18 protein-coding genes and 2 pseudogenes are annotated in these 22,358 nt (G+C 69.2%); 11 read left to right on the top strand and 9 right to left on the bottom strand.

The window, feature by feature from the left end:
* Positions 1 to 10: 10 nt before the first annotated feature.
* A complete protein-coding gene (locus G6N25_RS02520; protein WP_197745692.1) occupies positions 11 to 1,144 on the bottom strand; it encodes a cytochrome P450 in 1,134 nt (377 codons plus the stop codon).
* A gap of 132 nt (positions 1,145 to 1,276) precedes the next feature.
* Between G6N25_RS02520 and G6N25_RS02515 the strand changes: the two genes are divergently transcribed.
* Positions 1,277 to 1,849, top strand: a complete 573-nt coding sequence (locus tag G6N25_RS02515; RefSeq protein WP_232065678.1) for a TetR/AcrR family transcriptional regulator — start codon at positions 1,277 to 1,279, stop codon at positions 1,847 to 1,849.
* Positions 1,850 to 1,853: 4 nt separating this feature from the next.
* Here G6N25_RS02515 and G6N25_RS02510 read toward each other — a convergent pair whose 3' ends face one another.
* Positions 1,854 to 2,510 carry an ACT domain-containing protein gene (locus G6N25_RS02510; protein WP_142272699.1) on the bottom strand — a complete coding sequence of 219 codons (657 nt, stop codon included), beginning with the start codon at positions 2,508 to 2,510 and terminating at the stop codon, positions 1,854 to 1,856.
* Positions 2,511 to 2,656: 146 nt separating this feature from the next.
* Here G6N25_RS02510 and gatC point away from each other — a divergent pair, with 146 nt between their 5' ends.
* The 3 genes from gatC (at position 2,657) to G6N25_RS02495 (ending at position 5,565) form a co-directional block, all read left to right on the top strand.
* Positions 2,657 to 2,956, top strand: coding sequence for an Asp-tRNA(Asn)/Glu-tRNA(Gln) amidotransferase subunit GatC (gene gatC / locus G6N25_RS02505; protein WP_083074668.1), 300 nt, complete (start codon positions 2,657 to 2,659; stop codon positions 2,954 to 2,956).
* Complete coding sequence (gene gatA / locus G6N25_RS02500; protein WP_083074669.1) at positions 2,953 to 4,434, top strand: Asp-tRNA(Asn)/Glu-tRNA(Gln) amidotransferase subunit GatA; 1,482 nt, start codon at positions 2,953 to 2,955, stop codon at positions 4,432 to 4,434. Before gatC ends, gatA begins: the two co-directional genes overlap by 4 nt.
* A gap of 99 nt (positions 4,435 to 4,533) precedes the next feature.
* Positions 4,534 to 5,565 carry an ATP-dependent 6-phosphofructokinase gene (locus G6N25_RS02495; RefSeq protein ID WP_083074670.1) on the top strand — a complete coding sequence of 344 codons (1,032 nt, stop codon included), beginning with the start codon at positions 4,534 to 4,536 and terminating at the stop codon, positions 5,563 to 5,565.
* A 7-nt stretch (positions 5,566 to 5,572) separates the two neighbouring features.
* On the opposite strand, the pseudogene G6N25_RS02490 reads toward G6N25_RS02495, so the two are convergent.
* From G6N25_RS02490 to G6N25_RS02480, 3 genes and pseudogenes are all read right to left on the bottom strand, one after another.
* Positions 5,573 to 8,430 (bottom strand): annotated as a pseudogene (locus G6N25_RS02490) (MMPL/RND family transporter).
* Positions 8,427 to 8,861 (bottom strand): MmpS family transport accessory protein, encoded by a 435-nt coding sequence (locus tag G6N25_RS02485; RefSeq protein WP_083074671.1) that lies wholly within the window; start codon positions 8,859 to 8,861, stop codon positions 8,427 to 8,429. The pseudogene G6N25_RS02490 and the gene G6N25_RS02485 overlap by 4 nt, the downstream one beginning before the upstream one ends.
* Before the next feature lie 45 nt (positions 8,862 to 8,906).
* Positions 8,907 to 9,596, bottom strand: a complete 690-nt coding sequence (locus G6N25_RS02480; RefSeq protein WP_083074672.1) for a TetR/AcrR family transcriptional regulator — start codon at positions 9,594 to 9,596, stop codon at positions 8,907 to 8,909.
* Between the two features lie 129 nt (positions 9,597 to 9,725).
* Here G6N25_RS02480 and gatB point away from each other — a divergent pair, with 129 nt between their 5' ends.
* Entirely contained in the window at positions 9,726 to 11,237 is a 1,512-nt protein-coding gene (gatB, locus tag G6N25_RS02475; protein WP_083074673.1) for an Asp-tRNA(Asn)/Glu-tRNA(Gln) amidotransferase subunit GatB, read from the top strand.
* A 14-nt stretch (positions 11,238 to 11,251) separates the two neighbouring features.
* Here the strand turns inward: gatB and G6N25_RS02470 are convergent, their stop codons facing one another.
* Positions 11,252 to 12,373, bottom strand: a complete 1,122-nt coding sequence (locus G6N25_RS02470) for a PQQ-dependent sugar dehydrogenase (RefSeq protein ID WP_083074674.1) — start codon at positions 12,371 to 12,373, stop codon at positions 11,252 to 11,254.
* A 217-nt stretch (positions 12,374 to 12,590) separates the two neighbouring features.
* Between G6N25_RS02470 and G6N25_RS02465 the strand changes: the two genes are divergently transcribed.
* Positions 12,591 to 13,442, top strand: a complete 852-nt coding sequence (locus G6N25_RS02465; protein ID WP_083074675.1) for a DoxX family protein — start codon at positions 12,591 to 12,593, stop codon at positions 13,440 to 13,442.
* Positions 13,443 to 13,447: 5 nt separating this feature from the next.
* Here the strand turns inward: G6N25_RS02465 and G6N25_RS02460 are convergent, their stop codons facing one another.
* On the bottom strand, positions 13,448 to 13,846 hold the full coding sequence (locus tag G6N25_RS02460; RefSeq protein ID WP_083074676.1) for a PH domain-containing protein: 399 nt from the start codon (positions 13,844 to 13,846) through the stop codon (positions 13,448 to 13,450).
* Between the two features lie 335 nt (positions 13,847 to 14,181).
* On the opposite strand from G6N25_RS02460, the gene G6N25_RS02455 reads away from it, so the two are divergent.
* From G6N25_RS02455 to ilvC, 3 genes are read left to right on the top strand one after another with little or no spacing between them, the layout of a single operon-like run.
* Positions 14,182 to 16,047: an acetolactate synthase large subunit gene (locus tag G6N25_RS02455; protein ID WP_083074677.1), complete on the top strand. Its 1,866-nt coding sequence runs from the start codon at positions 14,182 to 14,184 to the stop codon at positions 16,045 to 16,047.
* Positions 16,047 to 16,547, top strand: coding sequence for an acetolactate synthase small subunit (gene ilvN, locus G6N25_RS02450; RefSeq protein WP_083074678.1), 501 nt, complete (start codon positions 16,047 to 16,049; stop codon positions 16,545 to 16,547). Before G6N25_RS02455 ends, ilvN begins: the two co-directional genes overlap by 1 nt.
* Before the next feature lie 37 nt (positions 16,548 to 16,584).
* On the top strand, positions 16,585 to 17,586 hold the full coding sequence (gene ilvC / locus G6N25_RS02445; protein ID WP_142272701.1) for a ketol-acid reductoisomerase: 1,002 nt from the start codon (positions 16,585 to 16,587) through the stop codon (positions 17,584 to 17,586).
* A 117-nt stretch (positions 17,587 to 17,703) separates the two neighbouring features.
* Here ilvC and wrbA read toward each other — a convergent pair whose 3' ends face one another.
* On the bottom strand, positions 17,704 to 18,306 hold the full coding sequence (gene wrbA / locus G6N25_RS02440; RefSeq protein WP_083074707.1) for an NAD(P)H:quinone oxidoreductase: 603 nt from the start codon (positions 18,304 to 18,306) through the stop codon (positions 17,704 to 17,706).
* A gap of 200 nt (positions 18,307 to 18,506) precedes the next feature.
* Between wrbA and serA the strand changes: the two genes are divergently transcribed.
* On the top strand, positions 18,507 to 20,093 hold the full coding sequence (gene serA / locus G6N25_RS02435) for a phosphoglycerate dehydrogenase (RefSeq protein WP_083010548.1): 1,587 nt from the start codon (positions 18,507 to 18,509) through the stop codon (positions 20,091 to 20,093).
* On the top strand, positions 20,090 to 21,109 hold the full coding sequence (locus G6N25_RS02430; RefSeq protein WP_083074680.1) for a 3-isopropylmalate dehydrogenase: 1,020 nt from the start codon (positions 20,090 to 20,092) through the stop codon (positions 21,107 to 21,109). Before serA ends, G6N25_RS02430 begins: the two co-directional genes overlap by 4 nt.
* 133 nt (positions 21,110 to 21,242) lie before the next feature.
* Here G6N25_RS02430 and G6N25_RS02425 read toward each other — a convergent pair.
* Positions 21,243 to 22,256, bottom strand: a pseudogene (locus G6N25_RS02425) (MFS transporter); the annotation flags it as partial.
* Positions 22,257 to 22,358: the final 102 nt, after the last annotated feature.

Below are 22,358 nucleotides of genomic sequence, written 5' to 3'. Positions count from 1 at the left end.
CAGGACCGGTTCACCACGACACCGGCAGTTCGATGAGCCCACCGGTCAGCACGTCGTTGCGCACGGTCAGCGTCGCGGGATCCACCGTCAGGTGCATCGAGGGGAATCGCGGAATCAGTTGGGTGAACACCGCCGTCAACTCGATGCGGGCCAGCGGCGCCCCAAGGCAATAACGCGCGCCGTATCCGAAGGCGACGTGGCCGGCTCCCTTGCGGGCGACGTCGAGACGGTCCGGTTCGGCGTACACCGCCGCGTCGTGGTTGGCCGAGCCGATGTCAAGCAGCACCAGGTCTCCGGCGCGGATCAACACCCCATCGATCGCGAAATCGCCACGCGCGTAACGGGGAATGCCGCCAATGCCGCCGCCCGAACTCGTCGCCCGCAACAGCTCCTCGACCGCGACCGGAATCAGCGCGGGATCGTTGAGAAGCGCACGCCACTGGCCGGGATTCGCCAGCAGAAGCGCCGCCCCGATGCCGATCGCGACCACGGTGGTCTCGTGCCCGGCGAACAGCAACGCCATCGACAGCAGGGCGGCTTCGAAATCGGAGACCCCGTCGGTCGCGGACAACCGGGATATCACGTCGTCGCCGGGATGGGCCCGTTTGTGCTCGACCAACGTCAGGCAGTAGCCGAACAGCTCGGCCATGCCGTGTTCGGAGCGGGCGCGATCGCACACGTTGGAGATGTCCTGGGTCCACCCGTGGAATTGCTCGCGATCGGAGTAGGGAACGCCGAGCAGCTCGCAGATCACCAAAATCGGCAGCGGCACCGCCAATTTCGCGCACAGGTCGACGGGCGGGTCCTGGTGGGCCAGTTCGTCCAGCAGCTCGCCGGTCAGCGCTTCGACCCTGGCTACCAACGTCCGGAGGTGTCGGGGCGAGAAGTGCGGCTGCAGCAACGAACGCATCCACGCGTGATCGCGTTCTTCGGTGTCGAAGTTTCCCAGCGGCCCACCGAACAACGCCGACTCGCCAAACCGCGCGGCGCTGCCGGGCTCGGGATGCGCGCGGCCGAGCCTGTCGTCGTCAAGCAGCCGGCGCACCGCGGCGTGCCCGGTGACCAGCCACGCCGGGTGTCCCAGCGGTGTGCGGATCCGGTGGATGGTGCCCCGCGACCGCAGCGTCCGCAATTGGGGTGGCACTTCGAGGGGATGCGTCCGCCGGAACGGCAGTTGGGCTGGTGTGGTCACCGCGACACTCCAAGTATAGGCACTCTTATATAAGTGACTATGACAAGATTAGTTGTAATCTCGCCTGTGAACAAGGAGGCCGCAGTGACGGTTGCCCGGGCCGAGCCGGCTCGACGGCTGCCCCGCGCGCAGCGGCGGGAACAGATTCTCCGCGCCGCCACCCGCGCCTTTGCCCGCGCCGGCTTCGCCGATACCGGCCTCGACGTCATCGCCGCGGAAGCCGGGGTCACACCGGCGATCCTGTATCGGCACTTCGCGTCGAAGGCCGACCTGTACCGGGAGGTGCTCGACAGCGCGTACGCACGGCTCCGGGAGGCCACCGGCGCCGACGACTTCGACGACGCCAGCATCCCCGCCCTGGTGCGCGCGGCGGCCGCGGATCCGGACGCCTTCCGGCTGCTGCTCCGCTATGCCGCCCGCGAACCCGAGTTCCGCGACGTCGTCGAAAGCCTCAGGGAGAGCTGGACCGAGGTCACCCGCCGTCATCTTGCGAGCATCACCGACCACCGGTGGCGAAGCTGGGCGGCGCAACTTTTGCCCACCCTGGCGACGGACGCCGTCATCGCCTGGCTTGATGCCGGCCAACCCGAACCCGATCAGGCCGCGGGGCGCATCCGTCAGGTCGTCGACGCCGTGGTCCACGCCGCCCGGCAGTGACGGCTCAGCGCAGCATGGTCGCCACGATCCCGGCCAGATAGCCCAGCCGGGCGACCTCCGAGGGCCGGAACTCGGGGCCCGGGCGGCCCAGCACCACCGCCGTGTGCGGGTCGCCCAGCGGCGCCGCGACCATCGTGGTGTCCATGTCGCGCCACGCCTGCGGCACCCACTCGCCGGCGCCGTCCAGCGTCGTCGCGCGCTCGATCGGCAGCCACGGGGCCGAGTCCGCCCTGGTCTCCGGGGAGCCGGCGCTGCCGGCGAGGCGCTGCAGCCGCCCGTGCGCGCCGCGCAGCACCGTGCACCAGCTGACGCGCAGCACCTTGGGCGCCTCGTCGGCCAGCACCTGCAGCCGGGACGCGGTGTCGCCGGCCGCGGCGATGTGGTCGAGGAGCTCCAGCTCGCGGTGCGCCTCCAGCAGCCCGGTGTGGGGGCGGACGCTGTCCACGCGGACATCGGGCAGCGACTCGGCGGCGGTGATCAGCCTGTCCGGCATCGCGCCCGCCGGCAGCTCGATGACCAGGTCGTCGATCGCATAGCCCGAGCTGCGCTCCACCACGTCGAGCGACAGGATGTCGGCGCCGACCGAGCCGAGCGCCACCGCCAGCGAGCCCAGGCTGCCCGGGCGGTCGGCCAGCTCGATGCGCAACAGATACGACGGCACGGCCAACACTGTCGCACAGCGGTGCGCGCGCGGCATGTCGGCTCGGGTCGCGCGCCCCCTCTTGCCGCCGAGCGTCACGCTGGGGTGACGCCGCGCGGCGAGCGTCACGCCAGCGTGACGCTCCCGGATGGGTAGGCTCTTCGCTCGTGTCCCAGATCTCCCGCGATGAGGTGGCGCACCTGGCCCGGCTGGCGAGGCTGGCGTTGACCGACGCCGAGCTCGACAGTTTCGCCGGGCAGCTCGGCGCCATCCTGACCCACGTCGGCCAGGTCCAGGCGGTCGACGTGACCGGCGTCGAAGCGACCGACAACCCGCTCAAGGCGGTCAACGTCACCCGCCCCGACGAGACGACACCCTGCCTGACGCAGCGGGAGGCGCTGGCCGGGGCGCCCGAGGCCGTCGACGGCCGCTTCGCCGTCCCCCAGATTCTGGGGGACGCCGAGTGACCGGGATCGTCCGCTCCGACGCCGCGACGCTGGCCGCCAAGATCGCCGCGGGGGAGCTGTCGTCCACCGAAATCACCCGGGCCTGCCTCGACCAGATCGAGGCGACCGACGACCGCTACCACGCCTTCCTGCACGTGGCCGCCGACGAGGCACTGGCCGCGGCGGCGGCCGTGGACAACGCGGTGGCCGCCGGCGAGCGGCTGCCGTCGGCGCTGGCCGGGGTCCCACTGGCGCTCAAGGACGTGTTCACCACCGTCGACATGCCCACCACCTGCGGCTCCAAGATCTTGGAGGGCTGGCGGTCACCCTATGACGCCACCGTCACCCTGCGGTTGCGCGCCGCGGGCATCCCGATCCTGGGCAAGACCAACATGGACGAGTTCGCGATGGGCTCCTCGACGGAGAACTCCGCCTACGGCCCCACCCGCAACCCGTGGAACGTCGACCGGGTGCCCGGCGGCTCGGGCGGCGGCAGCGCGGCGGCGCTGGCCGCCTTCCAGGCGCCGCTGGCCATCGGCTCCGACACCGGGGGCTCGGTCCGCCAGCCGGCCGCGCTGACCGCGACCGTCGGCGTCAAACCCACGTACGGCACGGTGTCCCGCTACGGGTTGGTGGCGTGCGCGTCGTCGCTGGATCAGGGCGGTCCGTGCGCGCGCACCGTGCTGGACACCGCGCTGCTGCACCGGGTGATCGCCGGGCACGACGCGCGCGACTCCACCTCGGTGGATGTCGAGGTGCCCGATGTGGTCGGCGCCGCGCGGGCCGGCGCGGACGGTGATCTGCGCGGCGTGCGCGTCGGGGTGGTTCGGCAGCTGCGCGGCGAGGGCTACCAGCCGGGGGTGCTGGCGTCGTTCGAGGCCGCCGTCGGGCAGCTGACCGCCTTGGGCGCCGAGGTCAGCGAAGTCGATTGCCCGCACTTCGAATACGCGCTGCCCGCCTACTACCTGATCCTGCCGTCGGAGGTGTCGAGCAACCTGGCCCGCTTCGACGCGATGCGCTACGGGCTGCGCGTCGGCGACGACGGCAGCCACAGCGCCGAGGAGGTGATGGCGCTGACCCGCGCCGCCGGATTCGGGCCGGAGGTCAAGCGGCGCATCATGATCGGCACCTACGCCCTGTCGGCGGGCTACTACGACGCCTACTACAACCAGGCGCAGAAGGTGCGCACGCTGATCGCCCGCGACCTCGACCAGGCGTACCGATCCGTCGACGTGCTGGTGTCGCCCGCGACGCCGACCACCGCCTTCCCGCTCGGCGAGAAGGTCGACGATCCGCTGGCCATGTACCTGTTCGACCTATGCACGCTGCCGCTGAACCTGGCCGGCCACTGCGGCATGTCGGTGCCCTCGGGGCTGTCCCCGGACGACGGCCTGCCGGTGGGCCTGCAGATCATGGCGCCCGCCCTGGCCGACGACCGCCTGTACCGGGTCGGCGCGGCCTATGAGGCCGCCCGCGGCCCGCTGCCGAGCGCCATCTAGGGACCGCGAGCAGACGCAGACTCGCACTGCGCGGGCCTCCCGCGTGCGAGTCTGCGTCTGCTCGCGCCGAATGGCTGGGCCGCAGGGCAAGATGAGGGCATGCGGATCGGAATTCTCACGGGAGGCGGCGACTGCCCCGGGCTGAACGCCGTCATCCGGGCGATTGTGCGCACCTGCGACGGCCGGTACGGCTCGTCGGTGGTCGGATTCCAGGACGGCTGGCGCGGGTTGCTGGAGAACCGGCGCATGCAGCTGCACAACGACGACCGCAACGACCGGTTGCTGGCCAAGGGCGGAACGATGCTGGGCACCGCCCGCGTGCACCCCGACAAGCTGCGGGCCGGGCTGAACCAGATCAAGCAGACCCTGGACGACAACGGCATCGACGTGCTGATCCCGATCGGCGGTGAGGGCACGCTGACGGCCGCGCACTGGCTGTCGGAGGAGAACGTTCCCGTGGTCGGCGTGCCGAAGACCATCGACAACGACATCGACTGCACCGACGTGACTTTCGGCCACGACACGGCGCTGACGGTGGCCACCGAGGCCATCGACCGGTTGCACAGCACCGCCGAATCTCACCAGCGGGTGATGCTGGTGGAGGTGATGGGCCGCCACGCGGGATGGATCGCGCTGAACGCCGGGCTGGCGTCGGGCGCGCACATGACGCTGATCCCCGAGCAGCCCTTCGACGTCGAGGAGGTGTGCCGGCTCGTCAAACGGCGCTTCCAGCGCGGGGATTCGCACTTCATCTGCGTGGTCGCCGAGGGTGCCAAGCCGATCCCCGGCTCAATTGCCTTGCGCGAGGGGGGGATTGACGAGTTCGGTCACGAAAAATTCACCGGGGTGGCCGCGCAGCTGGGCGTCGAGGTGGAAAAGCGGATCAACAAGGACGTCCGGGTGACTGTGCTGGGCCACGTCCAGCGCGGCGGCACACCGACGGCCTACGACAGGGTGCTGGCCACCCGGTTCGGCGTCAACGCCGCCGACGCCGCGCACGCCGGCGAATACGGCCAGATGGTGTCGCTGCGCGGTCAGGACATCGGCCGCGTGCCGCTGGCGGATGCCGTGCGCCAACTCAAGCTGGTGCCCGAAAGCCGCTACGACGACGCCGCGGCCTTCTTCGGCTAACCGACGCTCAGGAGCTCACCAACGTCGGGACCTGTTGTGCGCGAGGCGCGGTCGCGACCCGCGTCGGCCTCGTGCGTACGCGCTGCGGCCACCAGAACCAGCGGCCCATCAGCGCCGCGATCGACGGAGTCATGAACGACCGCACCACCAGGGTGTCGAACAGCAGGCCCATCCCGATGGTGGTGCCGACCTCGGCGAGGATGAGCAAGGCGCTGGCGCCAAAGGAGATCATGGTGAAGGCGAACACGAGACCCGCCGAGGTGACGACGGCGCCGGTGCCGCCATGGATCTGATGATGCCGGTCTTGATTCCGGCGTGGATCTCTTCCTTGAACCGGGACACCAGCAGCAGGTTGTAGTCCGATCCCACCGCGAGCAGGATGATCACCGACATCGCCAGGATCATCCAATGCAGTTGGATGCCCAGGATGTACTGCCAGATGAGCACGGACAGCCCGAACGACGTGCCCAGGGACAGCAGCACGGTGCCGACGATGACCGCCGCGGCGATCACCGCACGGGTCAGGACCAGCATGACGATGAAGATCAGAATCAGCGCTCCCACGCCGGCGATCAGCAGGTCGTAGGTGGATCCCTCCTTCATGTCCTTGGCGGTGGCGGCGGTGCCGGCGATATAGATGCGGGCGTTTTCCAGCGGCGTGCCTTTGATGGCCTCGAAGGTGGCGTTGCGGATGGCGTCGATATGGGCGATGCCCTCCGGGCTGGCCGGGTCGCCGAGGTGAGAGATGATGAACCGCACCGCTTTTCCGTCCGGTGAGATGAACATCTTCATGCCCCGTTTGAAGTCGGGATTGTCAAACACCTCCGGAGGCAGGTAGAACGAGTCGTCGTTCTTGGAGGTGTCGAACGCCTGGCCCATGGCGTTGCCCTTGCCCTGCATCGCGGCACCCTGGTCCTGTATTCCGGACATCGTGGAATGCATCGACAGCATCATGGTGTGCATCGACTTCATCATCGTGAGCATCGGCGTCAGCATTTTCACCATCTGCGGCATGAGCGCGTCGAGCTTGTCCATCTGCGGCATCAGGTCGCCGATGGCGTCGCTGAGGGTGTCGACGCCGTCCAGCGCGTCGAAGACCGAGCGCAGCGCCGAGCACGCCGGGATGTCGAAACAGTGTTTCTCCCAATAGAAATAGCTGCGAACGGACCGAAAGAAGTCGTCGAAGTTGGAAATCTTGTCGCGGAGGTCGTTCATTTCCACGACCATGGATTTCATTTGCTCAACCATGTTATGGGTGACGCCGGTGAGCTCCTTCATGATCGCGATCATGGCCTCCATGGTGGTGATCATGGTGCCCATCTGGTTGGCCATGACCAGCATGCTGTCCATCTGGGACTGCATGTAGTCCCGTGTCAGCTGCTGCCCGACGCCTTGCATGCCCATCTGATACGGGATGGAGGTGTGGTCGATGGGGGTGCCCAACGGGCGCGAGATGGTCTGCACCCGCGCTATTCCCTGGGTGTGGAAGATGTTTCGGGCGATGCGTTCGATGATCAGCATGTCCGCGGAGTTGCGTAGATCCTGGTCGCTTTGGACCATCAGCATTTCCGGGTTCATCCGGGCCTGGGAGAAGTGCCGGTCGGCCGCGGCGAATCCCTGCATCGCCGGGATGTTGGACGGCATGAATTTGCGGTCGTTGTAGCTGGTCTTGTAGCCGGGCAGGGCGATCAGCCCGACCAGCGCCAAAGCGCACGCCGCCGCCAGGATCGGTCCGGGCCAGCGGACCACGGCCGTCCCCACCCGTCGCCAACCATGGCTCCGCGCAACCCGTTTCGGCTCGAAGAGCCCGAACCGGCTTCCGATCACCAACATCGCCGGCGCCATCGTCAACGACGCCAACACCGCCACCGTGATGCCGATCGCCAGCGGAATGCCCAGCGTCTGGAAATACGGCAGCCGGGTGAAGTGCAGGCAGAACGTCGCGCCGGCGATGGTCAGGCCCGAACCGAGGATCACGTGCGCGGTGCCGCGATACATCGTGTCGAACGCGGTCGCGCGGTCCTCCCCGGCGTTGCGGGCCTCGTGATAGCGGCCGAGGACGAAGATCGCGTAGTCGGTGCCCGCCGCGATACCCAACATGGTCAGCAGGTTCACCGAGAACGTCGACAACCCGATCACGTCGTAATGGCCCAGGGCGGCAACGACACCGCGGGCCGCCAGCACCTCCAGGATCACCATCACCAGGACCAGCCCCACCGTGACGGTGGAGCGGTAGACGATGAACAGGCTGACCAGAATGACCAGCAGCGTGATCGCCGTGACCACCCGCAGGCTCTTGTCGCCGACCTGGTGCTGATCGGCGATCAATGCGGTCGATCCGGTGACGTAGACGTGCACGCCGGGCGGTGGCGGTGTGCCGGCGATGATCTGGCGGACCGCGGCGATGGATTCGTTGGCCAGCGCCTCGCCCTGGTTGCCGGCCAAATTGAGTTGCACGTAGGTGGCTTTGCCGTCGCTGCTTTGCGCTGCGGCCGCGGTGAGCGGGTCTCCCCAGAAATCCTGCACATGGGTGACGTGTGCGGGGTCCGCCCGAAGCTTCGAGACGAGGTCCGCGTAGTAACGGTGGGCCGCGTCCCCCAACGGTTGATCGCCTTCCAACACGATCATCGCCGAGGCGTCGGAGTCGGATTCCTTGAACACCCGCCCGATGTGTTTCATGGCCTGCATCGAGGGCGCGTCCGCCGGGCTCAGCGACACCGAATGTTCCTGGCCCACCTCCTCCAGGGAGGGCACGGCGACGTTGAGCAGCACGGCCAGCGCCATCCACCCGAGCAGGATCGGCACCGCGAACATCCGAATGAAACGGGAGACGGCCGGCCGGGCCTGGGTCGTGGAGGCGCTCATGCCGACTTCACCTGGCAGAAGGTGAAGGCATCCACGCCCTCGGAGGTCTTCTCGTCCTTGACCTTGCCGTCGACCGTGATGCGGCAGCCGATGGTCTCGGCATCGCCCTGGGCGAGCAGGATCGGGCTGGTCGCCGGCGAGGTGGTGGTCAGCGTGAGCGTCCACGGCAGCGGGACCTGCTTGATGCTCCGCGGATTCGCCGACAGGTCAAGGTAGTTGATCGTCGCGACGGCGCCCGCCGGCCCGAACACCTCGTAGGTCACCCGCTTCGGGTTGAACGGCGCCGGGTCTTTGGCGATCCCGGAGCCTTCGCGGGTGATCTCGTTGTCCGACCCGAAGATTCCGTGCATCCGGTCAACCACGAATCCCCCCAGCGCGATCGCCGCCAGCACCAGCAGCGGCAACCAGTACCGCCTGACCCTCTTCAGCATGGGAACCCTTGCCTCGATTTATGTTTGGGCCGACGGATGGTCGAATTACGGTGCGGAAGAAGTGCTTTGACGCTCGACGGTCAGATACGTCGTGATCATGTCGGTGATTTCGCGGGCCCACTGTCGCCACGTCAGGCCGTCGGGCAACCACGGTGATATCGCGGCGCGGTGCGCCCCGGCCGCGATCACGCTGCGAAACGCAATGTCAAGCGCGGCAGCGGGATCCGGGTGACGGACCTGTTGCCGGTGAGGCGCCGCGGCGTCAAGGAACCGCTGCTGCAAGCCGGCGAGCGTGCGCAGCCCTTCCTCCGGGGGATCGGCGCCGCGTCCACCGGCCAGCATGACGGGAATGAGGCGGCCGCTTTCGTCCAGTGTCTCGCTCAGCGCCGCGGTGAAGGCGTCGACCACGCCGCCCAGCGACGGGTCCGCGTTGTCGAGCGCCGCGGCCACGTTGTGTTCGAGTCGCTCCACGAACGCGTGCTTGACGGCGTCGATCAGTTGCTCCTTGCCGGCGAACCGTCGATAGACGCCACCGACGGAGACCCCGGCGTGTTCGGCGACGCGGGCGATCGTGAGCTCTTCGAGCCCCTCGGTGACCAGGACGTGTTGGGCCGAGGCCAGCAGCCGTTGCAGGGCCGCGCGACTGCGCGCCTGCTGGGGCGGGTGGAATCCGGTCGGGCAACGACGGGCCGACCGGTCGGCGATGGGCGGTCCCGACGGCGCCGCGTGTCGCATGGCCGGCTCCTTCCGCGGGGCTGCGCTCCCTAACAAGAATGCGAATTACTGTTCGCATAGTAGGGCACCGACGGGTGCCGCTCAACATCCCTCGGCGGGTGTGTCGGGGCCGCACCTAGGATCGACCCCATGAGTGTTGCTGCCCGGGCCGAGCTTATGGACTACGACGACGTCGTCGTGCGCTTTGATCCGGTGCTCGGCCTCGAGGTCCACGTCGAGCTGTCCACCGCCACCAAGATGTTCTGCGGCTGCGCCACCACGTTCGGCGCCGAACCCAACACCCAGGTCTGCCCGGTGTGCCTGGGGCTGCCCGGTTCGCTGCCGGTGCTCAACCGGGCCGCGGTCGAGTCGGCGATCCGGATCGGGCTGGCGCTGAACTGCGAGATCGTGCCGTGGTGCCGCTTCGCCCGGAAGAACTACTTCTACCCGGACATGCCGAAGAACTACCAGATTTCGCAATACGACGAACCGATCGCCGTCAACGGCTACCTGGAGGCGCCGCTGGAAGACGGCGGCACCTGGCGCGTGGAGATCGAGCGCGCGCACATGGAAGAGGACACCGGCAAGCTCACCCACCTGGGCGGCGAGACCGGCCGCATCCACGGCGCGACCACGTCGCTGATCGACTACAACCGCGCCGGCGTGCCGCTGATCGAGATCGTCACCAAGCCCATCGTGGGCGCCGGGGACCGGGCCCCGCAGATCGCCCGCGCCTACGTGACCGCGCTGCGAGACCTGCTGCGCGCCCTGGACGTATCCGACGTCCGGATGGACCAGGGGTCGATGCGCTGCGACGCCAACGTGTCGCTGAAGCCGGCGGGGACGGCCGAGTTCGGAACCCGGACCGAGACCAAGAACGTCAACTCGCTGAAAAGCGTCGAGGTCGCGGTGCGCTACGAAATGCAGCGCCAGGGCGCCGTCCTGGCGTCCGGCGGTCGGATCACCCAGGAGACGAGGCACTTTCACGAGGCCGGGTACACCAGCCCGGGCCGCGCCAAGGAGACCGCGGAGGACTACCGCTATTTCCCCGAGCCCGACCTGGAGCCCGTCGCGCCCAGCCGCGAGCTGGTCGAGGAGTTGCGCCGGACCATCCCCGAGCTACCGTGGTTGACCCGCAAGCGGATTCAAGACGAGTGGGGCGTTTCCGACGAGGTGATGCGGGATCTCGTCAACGCCGGCGCCGTCGAGCTGGTCATCGAGACCGTCAAGCACGGCGCACCCAGCGAGCAGGCGCGCGCCTGGTGGGGAAACTTCCTGGTGCAGAAGGCCAACGAGGAGAACGTCGGATTGGACGAGCTGGCCATCACCCCGGCCCAGGTCGCCGCGGTGGTGGCGCTGGTCGACGGGGGCAAGCTGTCCAACAAGCTGGCCCGCCAGGTCGTCGAGGGCGTGCTGGCCGGGGAGGGCGAGCCCGAGCAGGTGATGACCGCCCGCGGCCTGGCGCTGGTGCGCGACGACTCGGTGACGCAGGCCGCCGTCGACGATGCCCTGGCCGCCAATCCCGATGTGGCCGAGAAGATCCGCGGCGGCAAGGTCGCCGCGGCCGGCGCGATCGTCGGCGCGGTGATGAAGGCCACCCGCGGCCAGGCCGACGCGGCCCGGGTGCGGGAGCTGGTGCTGGCCGCCTGCGGCCAGGGCTAGATCGGCGGGGCCCGCTACGTCTTGTCGTCGTTGTTACGTGGGAAGCCGCCGCCCTGCGGGAACAGCGGGAACACCACGTCGTCGAGCTTCTCGGCGTCCCCGGCGGTCTTGTTCACCGTTGCGCCCCAGACGTTTCCGTCGGGCGACATCCGCAGCGCCCACGCGTGGGCGTGGGTGTCCTTGCGCACGACGTCGGGTTCGCCGGTGACCGCGCCCGTCGACGGCGCGAGCCGCACCGCCACCGTCAGCTTGGTGTTGATCAGGTTGACCAGCACCGTCCCGTCCATCGCCGCGCACCCGGCCACGCCGGGCTTGTCCGGCCACGTCCACACCGTGGAGACCTCCGAGGTCTTGGTGATGCGCTGCAACCGATCCGCCGTCGGGGTGCGGTCGGCGACATAGAGCGAGCCGTCGACGGGGTCGATGCACAGTCCGCCGCCGGAGCCCACACCCGAGAGCGCCGTCGTCGGCGGCGCCTGGCCGATGGTGGTCGGCTGCTCGATGCGCAACACCTTGCCGGCCAACGATTTGGGATCGGCGGCCAGCGCCGGATTCCCCGCGTCGCCGGTCAGCACGACCAGCGTCGTGGGGCTGGTGAAGATCAGCGCCCCGGTGTTCCCGGTGGCGCCCTTCGGGATCCCGGTCAGGATGTCCTTCGGGATGTCGCCGTCGGCGATGCGGATGACCCGGTTGTCGGTGGGCGTGCTGACGTAGGCGTACATCAGGCGGTCCTGGTTGTAGGTCGGCGAGAGCACGATGTCCATCAGACCGCCGTCACCGGACGGGTCGACCGGGATGACCACCTTCACCTTCGGCTCGGCACTGACGGAGATCTCCTTGACCGCACCGGTGGTGCGTTCGGCGACCAGCGCGGTTTTGCTGTCGGTGCCCATGATCAGGCCGCTGGTGCTCTCCAGGCAGCCCTGCATCACGCCCGGGGCCGGGCACGCCTTGGGGAACGGCGTCGGCGGCAGCGGCGGCGGCGGGGGAGGCGTCGAGCTGGGCTGCGGCTTGAGTTCCGGGTTCGTGGTGAAGGGTTGCGACGCGGCGTCGTTGAACCGTGCGCATCCGCTCGCGGCCAGCGCCACAGCGCAGAGCGCGGCGAGGCCGCACCGAACGGACCGCCCTAGTCGCATGCCCGACAGGCTACGGACAGTGGGGGCGCCGCCGCCACACGCCTCCCGGGGTTTCGCCGGTCGTAGCCGCGCGTTCACCGAATTTCGGGCTTCGGGCCGGGCGGAAAAGGTGCTTTGGGGCAAATTTGGGCCCATTTGGCGTACCATCCGCCGATTGTCTTGCCAAAGCGCCGCTCAAATCCCCAATTCGGACCCGTTTGCCCTTACCCTGACACCCGTGACCAGTCAACCGAATGACGCACATTGGCAACGGCCGGGCGAGTCCCCCGAGCCGGCCCCCGGGCGCCCCGCCTCGGCACGCTTGGTCGACCCCGAAGACGACCTGACGCCAGTCGGGTACCCGGGCGACTTCGGAACCACCACCGTCATTCCGTACAGCGACCCCGCTGCCTCGGGTGGCTCCGGTGGGCCGGCGTACAACCTCCTCGACCAGCAGGAGCCCCTGCCATACGTCCAGCCGGCGGCTCAGCCGGCACCGGTCCCCGCCATCGAGCCGGCCCGGATCGATGCGGACACCGACTACGCGCGGCAACCCGCCATCGGCAGGCGCGGCACCCAGCATCTGGGTTTGCTGGTGCTGCGGGTGGGGCTGGGAGTGGTGCTCGGCGCCCACGGGCTGCAAAAGCTGTTCGGCTGGTGGGGCGGCCAGGGGGTGACCGGGTTCAGGAACTCCCTGTCCGACGTCGGCTACCAGCACGCCGACGTCCTGGCCTACGTGAGCGCCGGCGGTGAGATCGTTTCCGCCGTGCTGCTGGTGCTCGGACTGTTCACCCCGGTGGCCGCGGCGGGCGCGCTGGCGTTCCTGATCAACGGCCTGCTGGCCAGCGTCTCGGCGCGGCCGCACTCGCATTCCTTCGCGTTCTTCCTGCCGGAGGGGCACGAATACCAGATCACGCTCATCGTCCTGGCCGTCGCGGTCATCCTGTGCGGGCCCGGCCGGTACGGCCTCGACGCCGGGCGGGGTTGGGCCCATCGCCCCTTCATCGGGTCGTTCGTGGCCCTGCTGGCCGGCATCGCCGCCGGCGTCGCGGTGTGGGTGCTGCTCAACGGGGTCAATCCGATCGCCTGACCCGTCTATCGGTACGGGTTGGGAACCCGCCCCGAGCTGGCCTCGGTCAGCCGCGGCAGCGTGGCGAACGTCACCGCGGGCAACCGCAACTCGGCGCCGCTTTTGAGGCGCGCGCGGGCCCAGGAACCGCGGTGGAAGCGCAACCCGTCGATGTCGTCCCAGCCCACCGTGCGGCTTCCCAGCAGCGTCCGGACGGTCACGCCGCGGTCATCGGCGACCGTGCGCAGCCGGATGATCAAGGCCGACAACAGCACCGGGACGATGAGCAGCGGGGCGGAAGGCGGCCAGGCCAGCACCGGTATCAGCAACCCGAGGGTCAAGAATCCGACGGCGAGGTGCGCCATCGGGGACACCTTGATCACGACGGGGGAATCGGTAACCACCCTGGCATCATTCCACCGCATTCCACCGCCGACCTCCGGCCGTCCCGCGCCGAGTGTGCGCCGGCGGTGACGGTCCGCGGCGTGTCGGCGCCGTGGGCGCACACCGGACGCCGTGGGCGCACACGGCGCCGGATTTGACTCTTGAGCTGTGCGAAGGCTACCGTCGAACGCTATGGATACCGCCGGAAAGCCCGGAATGCTCGTAGTACTTAGTCAGCGCGTTGGTGGCTGACCAGACCTTCGGCATTTGAAGCGATCCAGCACCAACGCGCAACCCTCGTTCAGCCGATGAGCTGACGGGGGTTTTTTCTTGCGCGGCAACCAGACTTCCACAAGCGAACAAGAGGCGAGGACCAGTGAGTGCACCCACCAAGCCGCCGTCACCGGCGGCGCAGCCGGACGCGGCCGGCGTCGCCACGGATGCCGCGAAACCCGCCACGAAGGCGCCGCAGCCGAAACGCATTGCGCCGCAGCAGCTTACCGGCGCCCAGGCGGTGATCCGGTCGCTGGAGGAACTCGGCGTCGAGGTCATATTCGGGATTCCGGGAGGTGCGGTGCTCCCGGTCTATGACCCGCTGTTCGACTCGAAAAAGCTTCGCCACGTGTTGGTTCGCCACGAGCAGGGCGCCGGGCACGCCGCCAGCGGATACGCGCACGCCACCGGCAGGGTCGGCGTCTGCATGGCGACGTCGGGTCCCGGCGCGACCAACCTGGTGACGCCGCTGGCCGACGCGCAGATGGACTCGATCCCCGTCGTCGCCATCACCGGGCAGGTCGGGCGCGGGCTGATCGGGACCGACGCCTTCCAGGAGGCCGACATCGCGGGCATCACGATGCCGATCACCAAGCACAACTTCCTGGTTCGCTCGGGCGACGACATTCCCCGGGTGCTGGCCGAGGCCTTCCACATCGCGTCCTCGGGACGCCCGGGCGCGGTGCTCGTCGACATCCCCAAGGATGTGCTGCAGGGCCAGTGCACGTTCGCCTGGCCGCCGCGCATGGACCTGCCCGGCTACAAGCCGAACACCAAGCCGCACAACCGGCAGGTCCGCGAGGCCGCCAGGCTGATCGCGGCCGCGCGCAAGCCGGTGCTGTACGTGGGCGGCGGCGTCATCCGCGGCGAGGCGACCGAGCAGCTGGCCGAGCTGGCGGAGCTGACCGGCATCCCGGTGGTCACCACGCTGATGGCGCGCGGCGCGTTTCCGGACAGCCATCGCCAGAACCTGGGCATGCCCGGCATGCACGGCACGGTGGCCGCGGTGGCGGCGCTGCAGCGCAGCGACCTGCTGATCGCGCTGGGCACCCGCTTCGACGACCGGGTGACGGGAAAGCTCGATTCCTTCGCGCCCGAGGCCAAGGTCATCCACGCCGACATCGACCCGGCCGAGATCGGCAAGAACCGGCACGCCGACGTGCCGATCGTCGGCGACGTCAAGGCCGTCCTCACCGACCTCACCGCGATGCTGCGCGACCACGAGATACCCGGCACCCTCGAGCTGGCCGACTGGTGGGCCTACCTCGACGGGGTTCGAAAGACCTACCCGCTGAGCTACGGACCGCAGAGCGACGGCAGCCTGAGCCCGGAATACGTGATCGAAACGCTGGGCAAGATCGCCGGCCCGGACGCCGTGTACGTCGCCGGCGTCGGCCAGCACCAGATGTGGGCGGCGCAGTTCGTTTCCTACGAGAAGCCGCGCACCTGGATCAACTCCGGCGGGCTGGGCACCATGGGGTTCGCCGTCCCGGCGGCCATGGGCGCCAAGCTCGCCCGCCCCGACGCCGAGGTCTGGGCGATCGACGGCGACGGCTGCTTCCAGATGACCAACCAGGAGCTGGCCACCTGCGCCATCGAGGGCGCGCCGATCAAGGTGGCGCTGATCAACAACGGCAACCTGGGCATGGTGCGGCAGTGGCAGAGCCTGTTCTATCAGGAGCGGTACTCGCAGACCGACCTGGCCACGCACTCGCACCGCATCCCGGACTTCGTGAAGCTGGCCGAGGCGCTGGGGTGCGTCGGATTGCGTTGCGAGCGTGCGGAAGACGTCGTCGACGTGATCAAGGCGGCCCGGGCGATCAACGACCGGCCCGTGGTGATCGACTTCATCGTCGGCGCCGACGCGCAGGTGTGGCCGATGGTGGCCGCCGGCACCAGCAACGACGAGATCCAGGCCGCCCGCGGCATCCGCCCGCTGTTCGACGACGAGACCGAAGGGCACGCCTGATGAACACGCACACGCTGTCGGTGCTGGTGGAGGACAAGCCCGGCGTGCTCGCGCGGGTGGCGGCGCTGTTCTCGCGGCGTGGCTTCAACATCGAGTCGCTGGCCGTGGGCGCCACGGAGCAGAAGGACATGTCGCGGATGACCATCGTCGTCTCCGCCGAGGACACCCCGCTCGAGCAGGTCACCAAGCAGCTCAACAAGCTGATCAACGTCATCAAGATCATCGAGCTGGACGAGGGCAACGCGGTGTCCCGGGAGCTGGCGCTGATCAAGGTGCGGGCCGACGCCGGCAGCCGCAGCCAGGTCATCGAGGCGGTGAACCTGTTCCGCGCCAAGGTCATTGACGTGTCGCCGGAAGCGCTGACCATCGAGGCCACCGGTAACCGCGGCAAGATCGAGGCGCTGCTGCGCGTCCTGGAGCCCTTCGGCATCCGCGAAATCGTCCAATCGGGCCTGGTGTCGTTGTCCCGCGGTGCGCGTGGGATCGGCTCCGCCAAGTAACTCATCGAAGAGAAGGAAATCCACAGTGGCATTAGAGATGTTCTACGACGACGACGCGGACCTGTCGATCATCGGTGGCCGCAAGGTCGGCGTGATCGGATACGGCAGCCAGGGGCACGCGCACTCGTTGAGCCTGCGCGACTCGGGCGTGCAGGTGCGTGTCGGTTTGAAGGAGGGTTCGAAGTCGCGGGCCAAGGTCGCCGAGCAGGGCCTGGACGTCGACACCCCCGCCGAGGTCGCCAAGTGGGCCGACGTCATCATGCTGCTGGCCCCCGACACCGCGCAGGCCGACATCTTCAAGAACGACATCGAGCCCAACCTCAACCCCGGCGACGCGTTGTTCTTCGGTCACGGGCTCAACATCCACTTCGGGTTGATCAAGCCGCCCGGCGACGTCACCGTCGCGATGGTCGCCCCCAAGGGCCCCGGCCATTTGGTGCGCCGCCAGTTCGTCGATGGTAAGGGCGTGCCCTGCCTGATCGCGGTCGACCAGGACCCGACCGGGAAGGGCGAGGCGCTGGCGCTGTCCTACGCCAAGGCCATCGGCGGCACCCGGGCCGGCGTCATCAAGACCACCTTCAAGGACGAGACCGAGACCGACCTGTTCGGCGAGCAGGCCGTGTTGTGCGGCGGCACAGAGGAATTGGTGAAGGCCGGTTTCGACGTGATGGTCGAGGCGGGCTACCCGCCGGAGATGGCCTACTTCGAGGTGCTGCACGAGCTCAAGCTGATCGTCGACCTGATGTACGAGGGCGGCATCGCCCGGATGAACTACTCGGTGTCCGACACCGCGGAGTTCGGCGGGTACCTGTCGGGCCCGCGGGTCATCGACGCCAGCACCAAGGACCGCATGCGCGAGATTCTGCGCGACATCCAGGACGGCAGCTTCACCAAGAAGCTGGTCGGGAACGTCGAGGGCGGCAACAAGCAACTGGAGCAGCTGCGCAAGGAAAACGCCGAGCATCCCATCGAGATCGTCGGCAAGCGGCTGCGCGACCTGATGAGCTGGGTGGACCGCCCGATCACCGAGACGGCCTAGTCTCCAGGCCGAGCGCCGAGCGTCACGCCAGCGTGGCGCTCGGTCGCCAGTGCCACGCTGGCGTGACGCTCGACGCTAGCCGGCCGCGCTATCCCGGCGCCGCGCCTAGCCGGCAGGCTAGCCGGCCGCCAGCCTTCCGGCGACCGTAACCACCCGGCGGGCAAGGTGATCGAGGGCGTGCTGGGTCGTCTCGTCGAACTCGTGGATGTTGTCGTGGGTGGATACCAGACTCACCCCGTACGGGTTGCCGTCGACGAACTTGGACGGGTCGGTGTATCCCGGCGGCACGATGATGCCGCCGAAATGCATCAGCGTGATGTAAAGGGCGAGCAGCGTCGTCTCCTGCCCGCCGTGCAGGGTGTTGGACGACGTGAAGGCCGCATACACCTTGTCGGCCAGCTTGCCTTCGGCCCACAGCCCGCCCAGCGAGTCCAGGAAGGCGCGCAATTGCGCTGCGGGAGAGCCGAACCGGGTCGGCGAGCCGAAGATCACCGCGTCGGCCCACACGATGTCGTCGCCGGTGGCCGCGGGAAGGTCCTTGGTGGCTTCGTAATTCGCGGTCCACGCCGGGTTGTGGGCGAACGATTCCGGGTCGTGGGTTTCGGCGACGTGCCGCAGGCGGACCTCGGCGCCCGCCGACTCGGCCGCCGCGGCGACGCGCTGTGCCATCGCGGTGCCATGACCGGTGGCCGAATAGTAGATGATCGCGAGTTTGGTCACGGGGCCAGCGTAGGCGCGCACCGCACGCGGCGGAGAGCGCCGTCGGCGTCGGTTCCGGCCTGCCCGTGAGCGTCCGGGCGCCTGTCGCGCGTAGGTGGGCACAACCGGTGCCGCCTCCAGCGGAGACACGTGTGGCGGACGTGACTTCACCGCCGGAGCCGCGTCGGAGCGCCCGGTCCGCCAGCCGATAGGCTGGCCGGGTGAATCTTCCCGTTGTAGTGATAGCCGACAAACTCGCCGAATCAACCGTCGCCGCGCTGGGAGACCAGGTGGAGGTGCGCTGGGTGGACGGGCCGGACCGGCCGAAGCTGCTGGCCGCCGTGCCCGAGGCCGACGCGCTGCTGGTGCGGTCGGCCACCACGGTCGACGCCGAGGTGCTGGCGGCCGCCCCCAAGCTGAAGATCGTCGCGCGCGCCGGGGTGGGGCTGGACAACGTCGACGTCGACGCCGCCACCGCCCGCGGTGTGCTGGTGGTCAACGCGCCGACGTCGAACATCCACAGCGCCGCCGAGCACGCGCTGGCCCTGCTGCTGAGCGCGGCGCGCCAGATCGCGGCGGCCGACGCCTCCCTCCGGGAGCACGCCTGGAAGCGGTCGTCGTTCTCGGGCACCGAAATCTTCGGCAAGACCGTCGGTGTGGTCGGGCTGGGCCGGATCGGGCAGCTGTTCGCGCAGCGGATCGCGGCCTTCGGCACCCACGTGATCGCCTACGACCCGTACGTGGCGCCGACGCGGGCCGCGCAGCTCGGCATCGAGCTGCTGGCGCTGGACGACCTGCTGGCCCGCGCCGACTTCATCTCGGTGCACCTGCCGAAGACGCCCGAGACGGCGGGCCTGATCGACAAGGAGGCGCTGGCCAAGACCAAGCCGGGCGTCATCATCGTCAACGCCGCCCGCGGCGGGTTGGTGGACGAGGCGGCGCTGGCCGAGGCGGTGAGCAGTGGCCACGTCCGCGCCGCCGGCATCGACGTGTTCTCCAGCGAACCCTGCACCGACAGCCCGCTTTTCGAGCTGCCGCAGGTGGTGGTCACGCCGCACCTGGGGGCGTCCACCGCCGAGGCCCAGGACCGAGCCGGCACCGACGTGGCCGAGAGCGTGCGGCTGGCGCTGGCGGGGGAGTTCGTCCCCGACGCGGTCAACGTCGGCGGCGGGGTGGTCAGCGAGGAGGTGGCGCCCTGGCTGGACCTGGCGCGCAAGCTCGGCGTGCTGGCCGCGGCGCTGTCCGACGGCCTGCCGGCGTCGCTGTCCGTGCAGGTGCGCGGCGAGCTGGCGTCCGAAGACGTTGAGGTGCTGCGGCTTTCGGCGCTGCGCGGCTTGTTCTCGGCGGTCATCGAGGACCAGGTCACCTTCGTCAACGCGCCGGCGCTGGCCGCCGAACGCGGCGTGACCGCCGAAATCAGCACGGCGTCGGAAAGCCCCAACCACCGCAGCGTCGTCGACGTGCGGGCCGTCGCCCACGACGGCTCGGTGGTCAACGTGGCCGGCACGCTGTCCGGGCCGCAGCTGGTGGAAAAGATCGTGCAGATCAACGGCCGCAACTTCGACCTGCGCGCCCAGGGCACCAACCTGGTGATCAACTACGTCGATCAGCCCGGGGCGCTGGGCAAGATCGGCACCCTGCTGGGCGCGGCCGGCGTGAACATCCACGCCGCGCAACTGTCCGAGGACGCCGAGGGTCCGAGCGCGACGATCCTGCTGCGGGTGGACCAGGACGTGCCGGGCGACGTGCGGTCGGCGATCGCGGCGGCCGTGGGCGCCAACAAGCTCGAAGTGGTTGACCTGTCGTGAAATTGGCGGTCATCAGTGGCGACGGCATCGGCCCCGAGGTGGTGGCCGAGGCCGTCAAAGTCCTCGACGCGGTCGTGCCGGGGGTGCAGAAGACGGGCTACGACCTGGGCGCCCGTCGGTTCCACGCGACCGGCGAACTGCTGCCGGACTCGGTGCTCTCCGAGCTGCGCCAGCATGACGCGATCCTGCTCGGGGCGATAGGCGATCCGTCGGTGCCCAGCGGCGTGCTGGAGCGAGGCCTGTTGCTGCGCCTGCGTTTTGAGCTGGACCACCACGTCAACCTGCGGCCGGGCCGGCTGTACCCGGGGGTGAGCAGCCCGCTGAAATTGGAGAGCGGGAATCCCGGCATCGACTTCGTCGTGGTGCGCGAGGGCACCGAGGGCCCCTACACCGGCAACGGCGGCGCGATCCGCGTCGGCACGCCCCACGAGGTGGCCACCGAGGTCAGCGTGAACACCGCGTTCGGCGTGCGCCGGGTGGTGCGATACGCGTTCGAGCAAGCGCGGCTGCGCCGCAAACACCTGACGCTGGTGCACAAAAACAACGTGCTGACGTTCGCGGGGAAGCTGTGGTCGCGCATCGTGGCCGAGGTCGGCGAGGAATACCCCGACGTCGAGGTGGCCTACTCACACGTCGACGCCGCCACCATCTACCTGGTCACCGACCCCGGCCGCTTCGACGTGATCGTCACCGACAACCTGTTCGGCGACATCATCACCGACTTGGCCGCGGCGGTGTGCGGCGGAATTGGCTTGGCCGCCAGCGGAAATATCGACGCCACCCGGACCAACCCCTCGATGTTCGAGCCGGTGCACGGCAGCGCGCCCGACATCGCCGGCCGGGGCATCGCCGATCCGACGGCCGCGATCATGTCGGTGGCGCTGCTGCTCGCCCACCTCGGCGAGGACGATGCCGCTGCCCGGGTGGACCGGGCCGTCGAGACCCATCTGGCAACTCGTGGGAACGAACGGCTCTCCACCAGCGAAGTCGGCGAACGGATCGTCGGCGCGCTCTAGTCTCCAAACCGGGAGGCAGCAGCCGGGCCGGCACCAATGGTATTGCCACCAACGGGAATAGCCCGCACAGCGCCCAGGCCGACGGATACTTGGCCGCGGCGATCAACGCGCCGAACAGCGGGGGCCCCGCGGCCGCCATCAGCCGCTGCGTGGTGTTCTGCGCGCCCAGCGCGCGCCCGCTCCAGAACGGCCCGGCGAACTCGGTGATCGCGGTCGCGGCCAACCCGTTGTCGAGCACCGCGATGACCGAGATCGCAACCATGAGCGGCACTTCGAATGGCGAGCCGATGTCGTCGGCGAGGGTCAGCAGGAACAGGGTCAAGGCGGCGGCGATGGCGATGACGCGGACCGGTCCCATTCGTGAGCCGACGCGATCCGACCACCGGCCGACCGCGACGCGGCCCAGCGCGCCGAGCAGCTGCGAGACGGTCACCAAAAGGCCCGCGGCCGCCACCGACCAGCCATGGTCGTTCATCAGCCAGACCAGCATGAACGTCACGGTCACCGTCTGCGGCATCATCAGCAGCGCCGACGTCGCGTGGATCCGGTACAGCACCGACGACCCGCGATAGGGGCTGGCCAGTTCCTCGTGCGTGGCGGCCTCGCGGGGCTTCCGCGGCGGGTCGACGATGGCCACCCCACTGGCCACCGCCGCAGCCGCGCACACGAACGCCGGGAACACCAGCCCCGCGTGCGGGCCGTGTTCGGCGAGCTCGGGCATGACCAGCGCGCCCACCGCGATTCCCAGCGGTTGCGCCGTCTGACGGATGCCCATCGCCAGGCCGCGCTGGTGCGGCGGGAACCAGCCGGACACCAGCCGGCCGCCCGCGGCGTTGCACCCCGCGGCGGCCATGCCGCCCAGAAACAGACAGGCGCCGACCAACACCAGCGAATGGACCGACGCCGCGGCGTAGGCCGCGGCCGCGGTGAGCCCCGAGCCCAGCGTCAGCACGATCCGCTCGCCCACGTGATCGAGCGCGTAGCCCCAGAGCAGCAGCGTGGCCACCATGCCCCAGCTCGGCATCGACGACAGCAGACCGGCTTCGGCCAGCGGGGTTCCGCGCTTGGCTTCGAGCGAGGGGATCAGGAACGCGACGCCGTTGATGAAGAGGAAGGAACTCGCCGTCACGAACAAGGAGACGACCATGACCGTCCAGCGCGCTCCGGCGCCGAGCACGGCAGGGTGGTCCCTGGGCATCTGTCCATGCTTCCACACGCCTGACACCGGCCGCCGAAACGTGTTCACTAG

The organism is Mycobacterium heidelbergense, from assembly GCF_010730745.1.
Lineage (GTDB): Bacteria > Actinomycetota > Actinomycetes > Mycobacteriales > Mycobacteriaceae > Mycobacterium > Mycobacterium heidelbergense.
The sequence above is the reverse complement of the archived record's forward strand: the minus strand, read 5'-3'. Positions and strand labels throughout refer to the sequence as shown.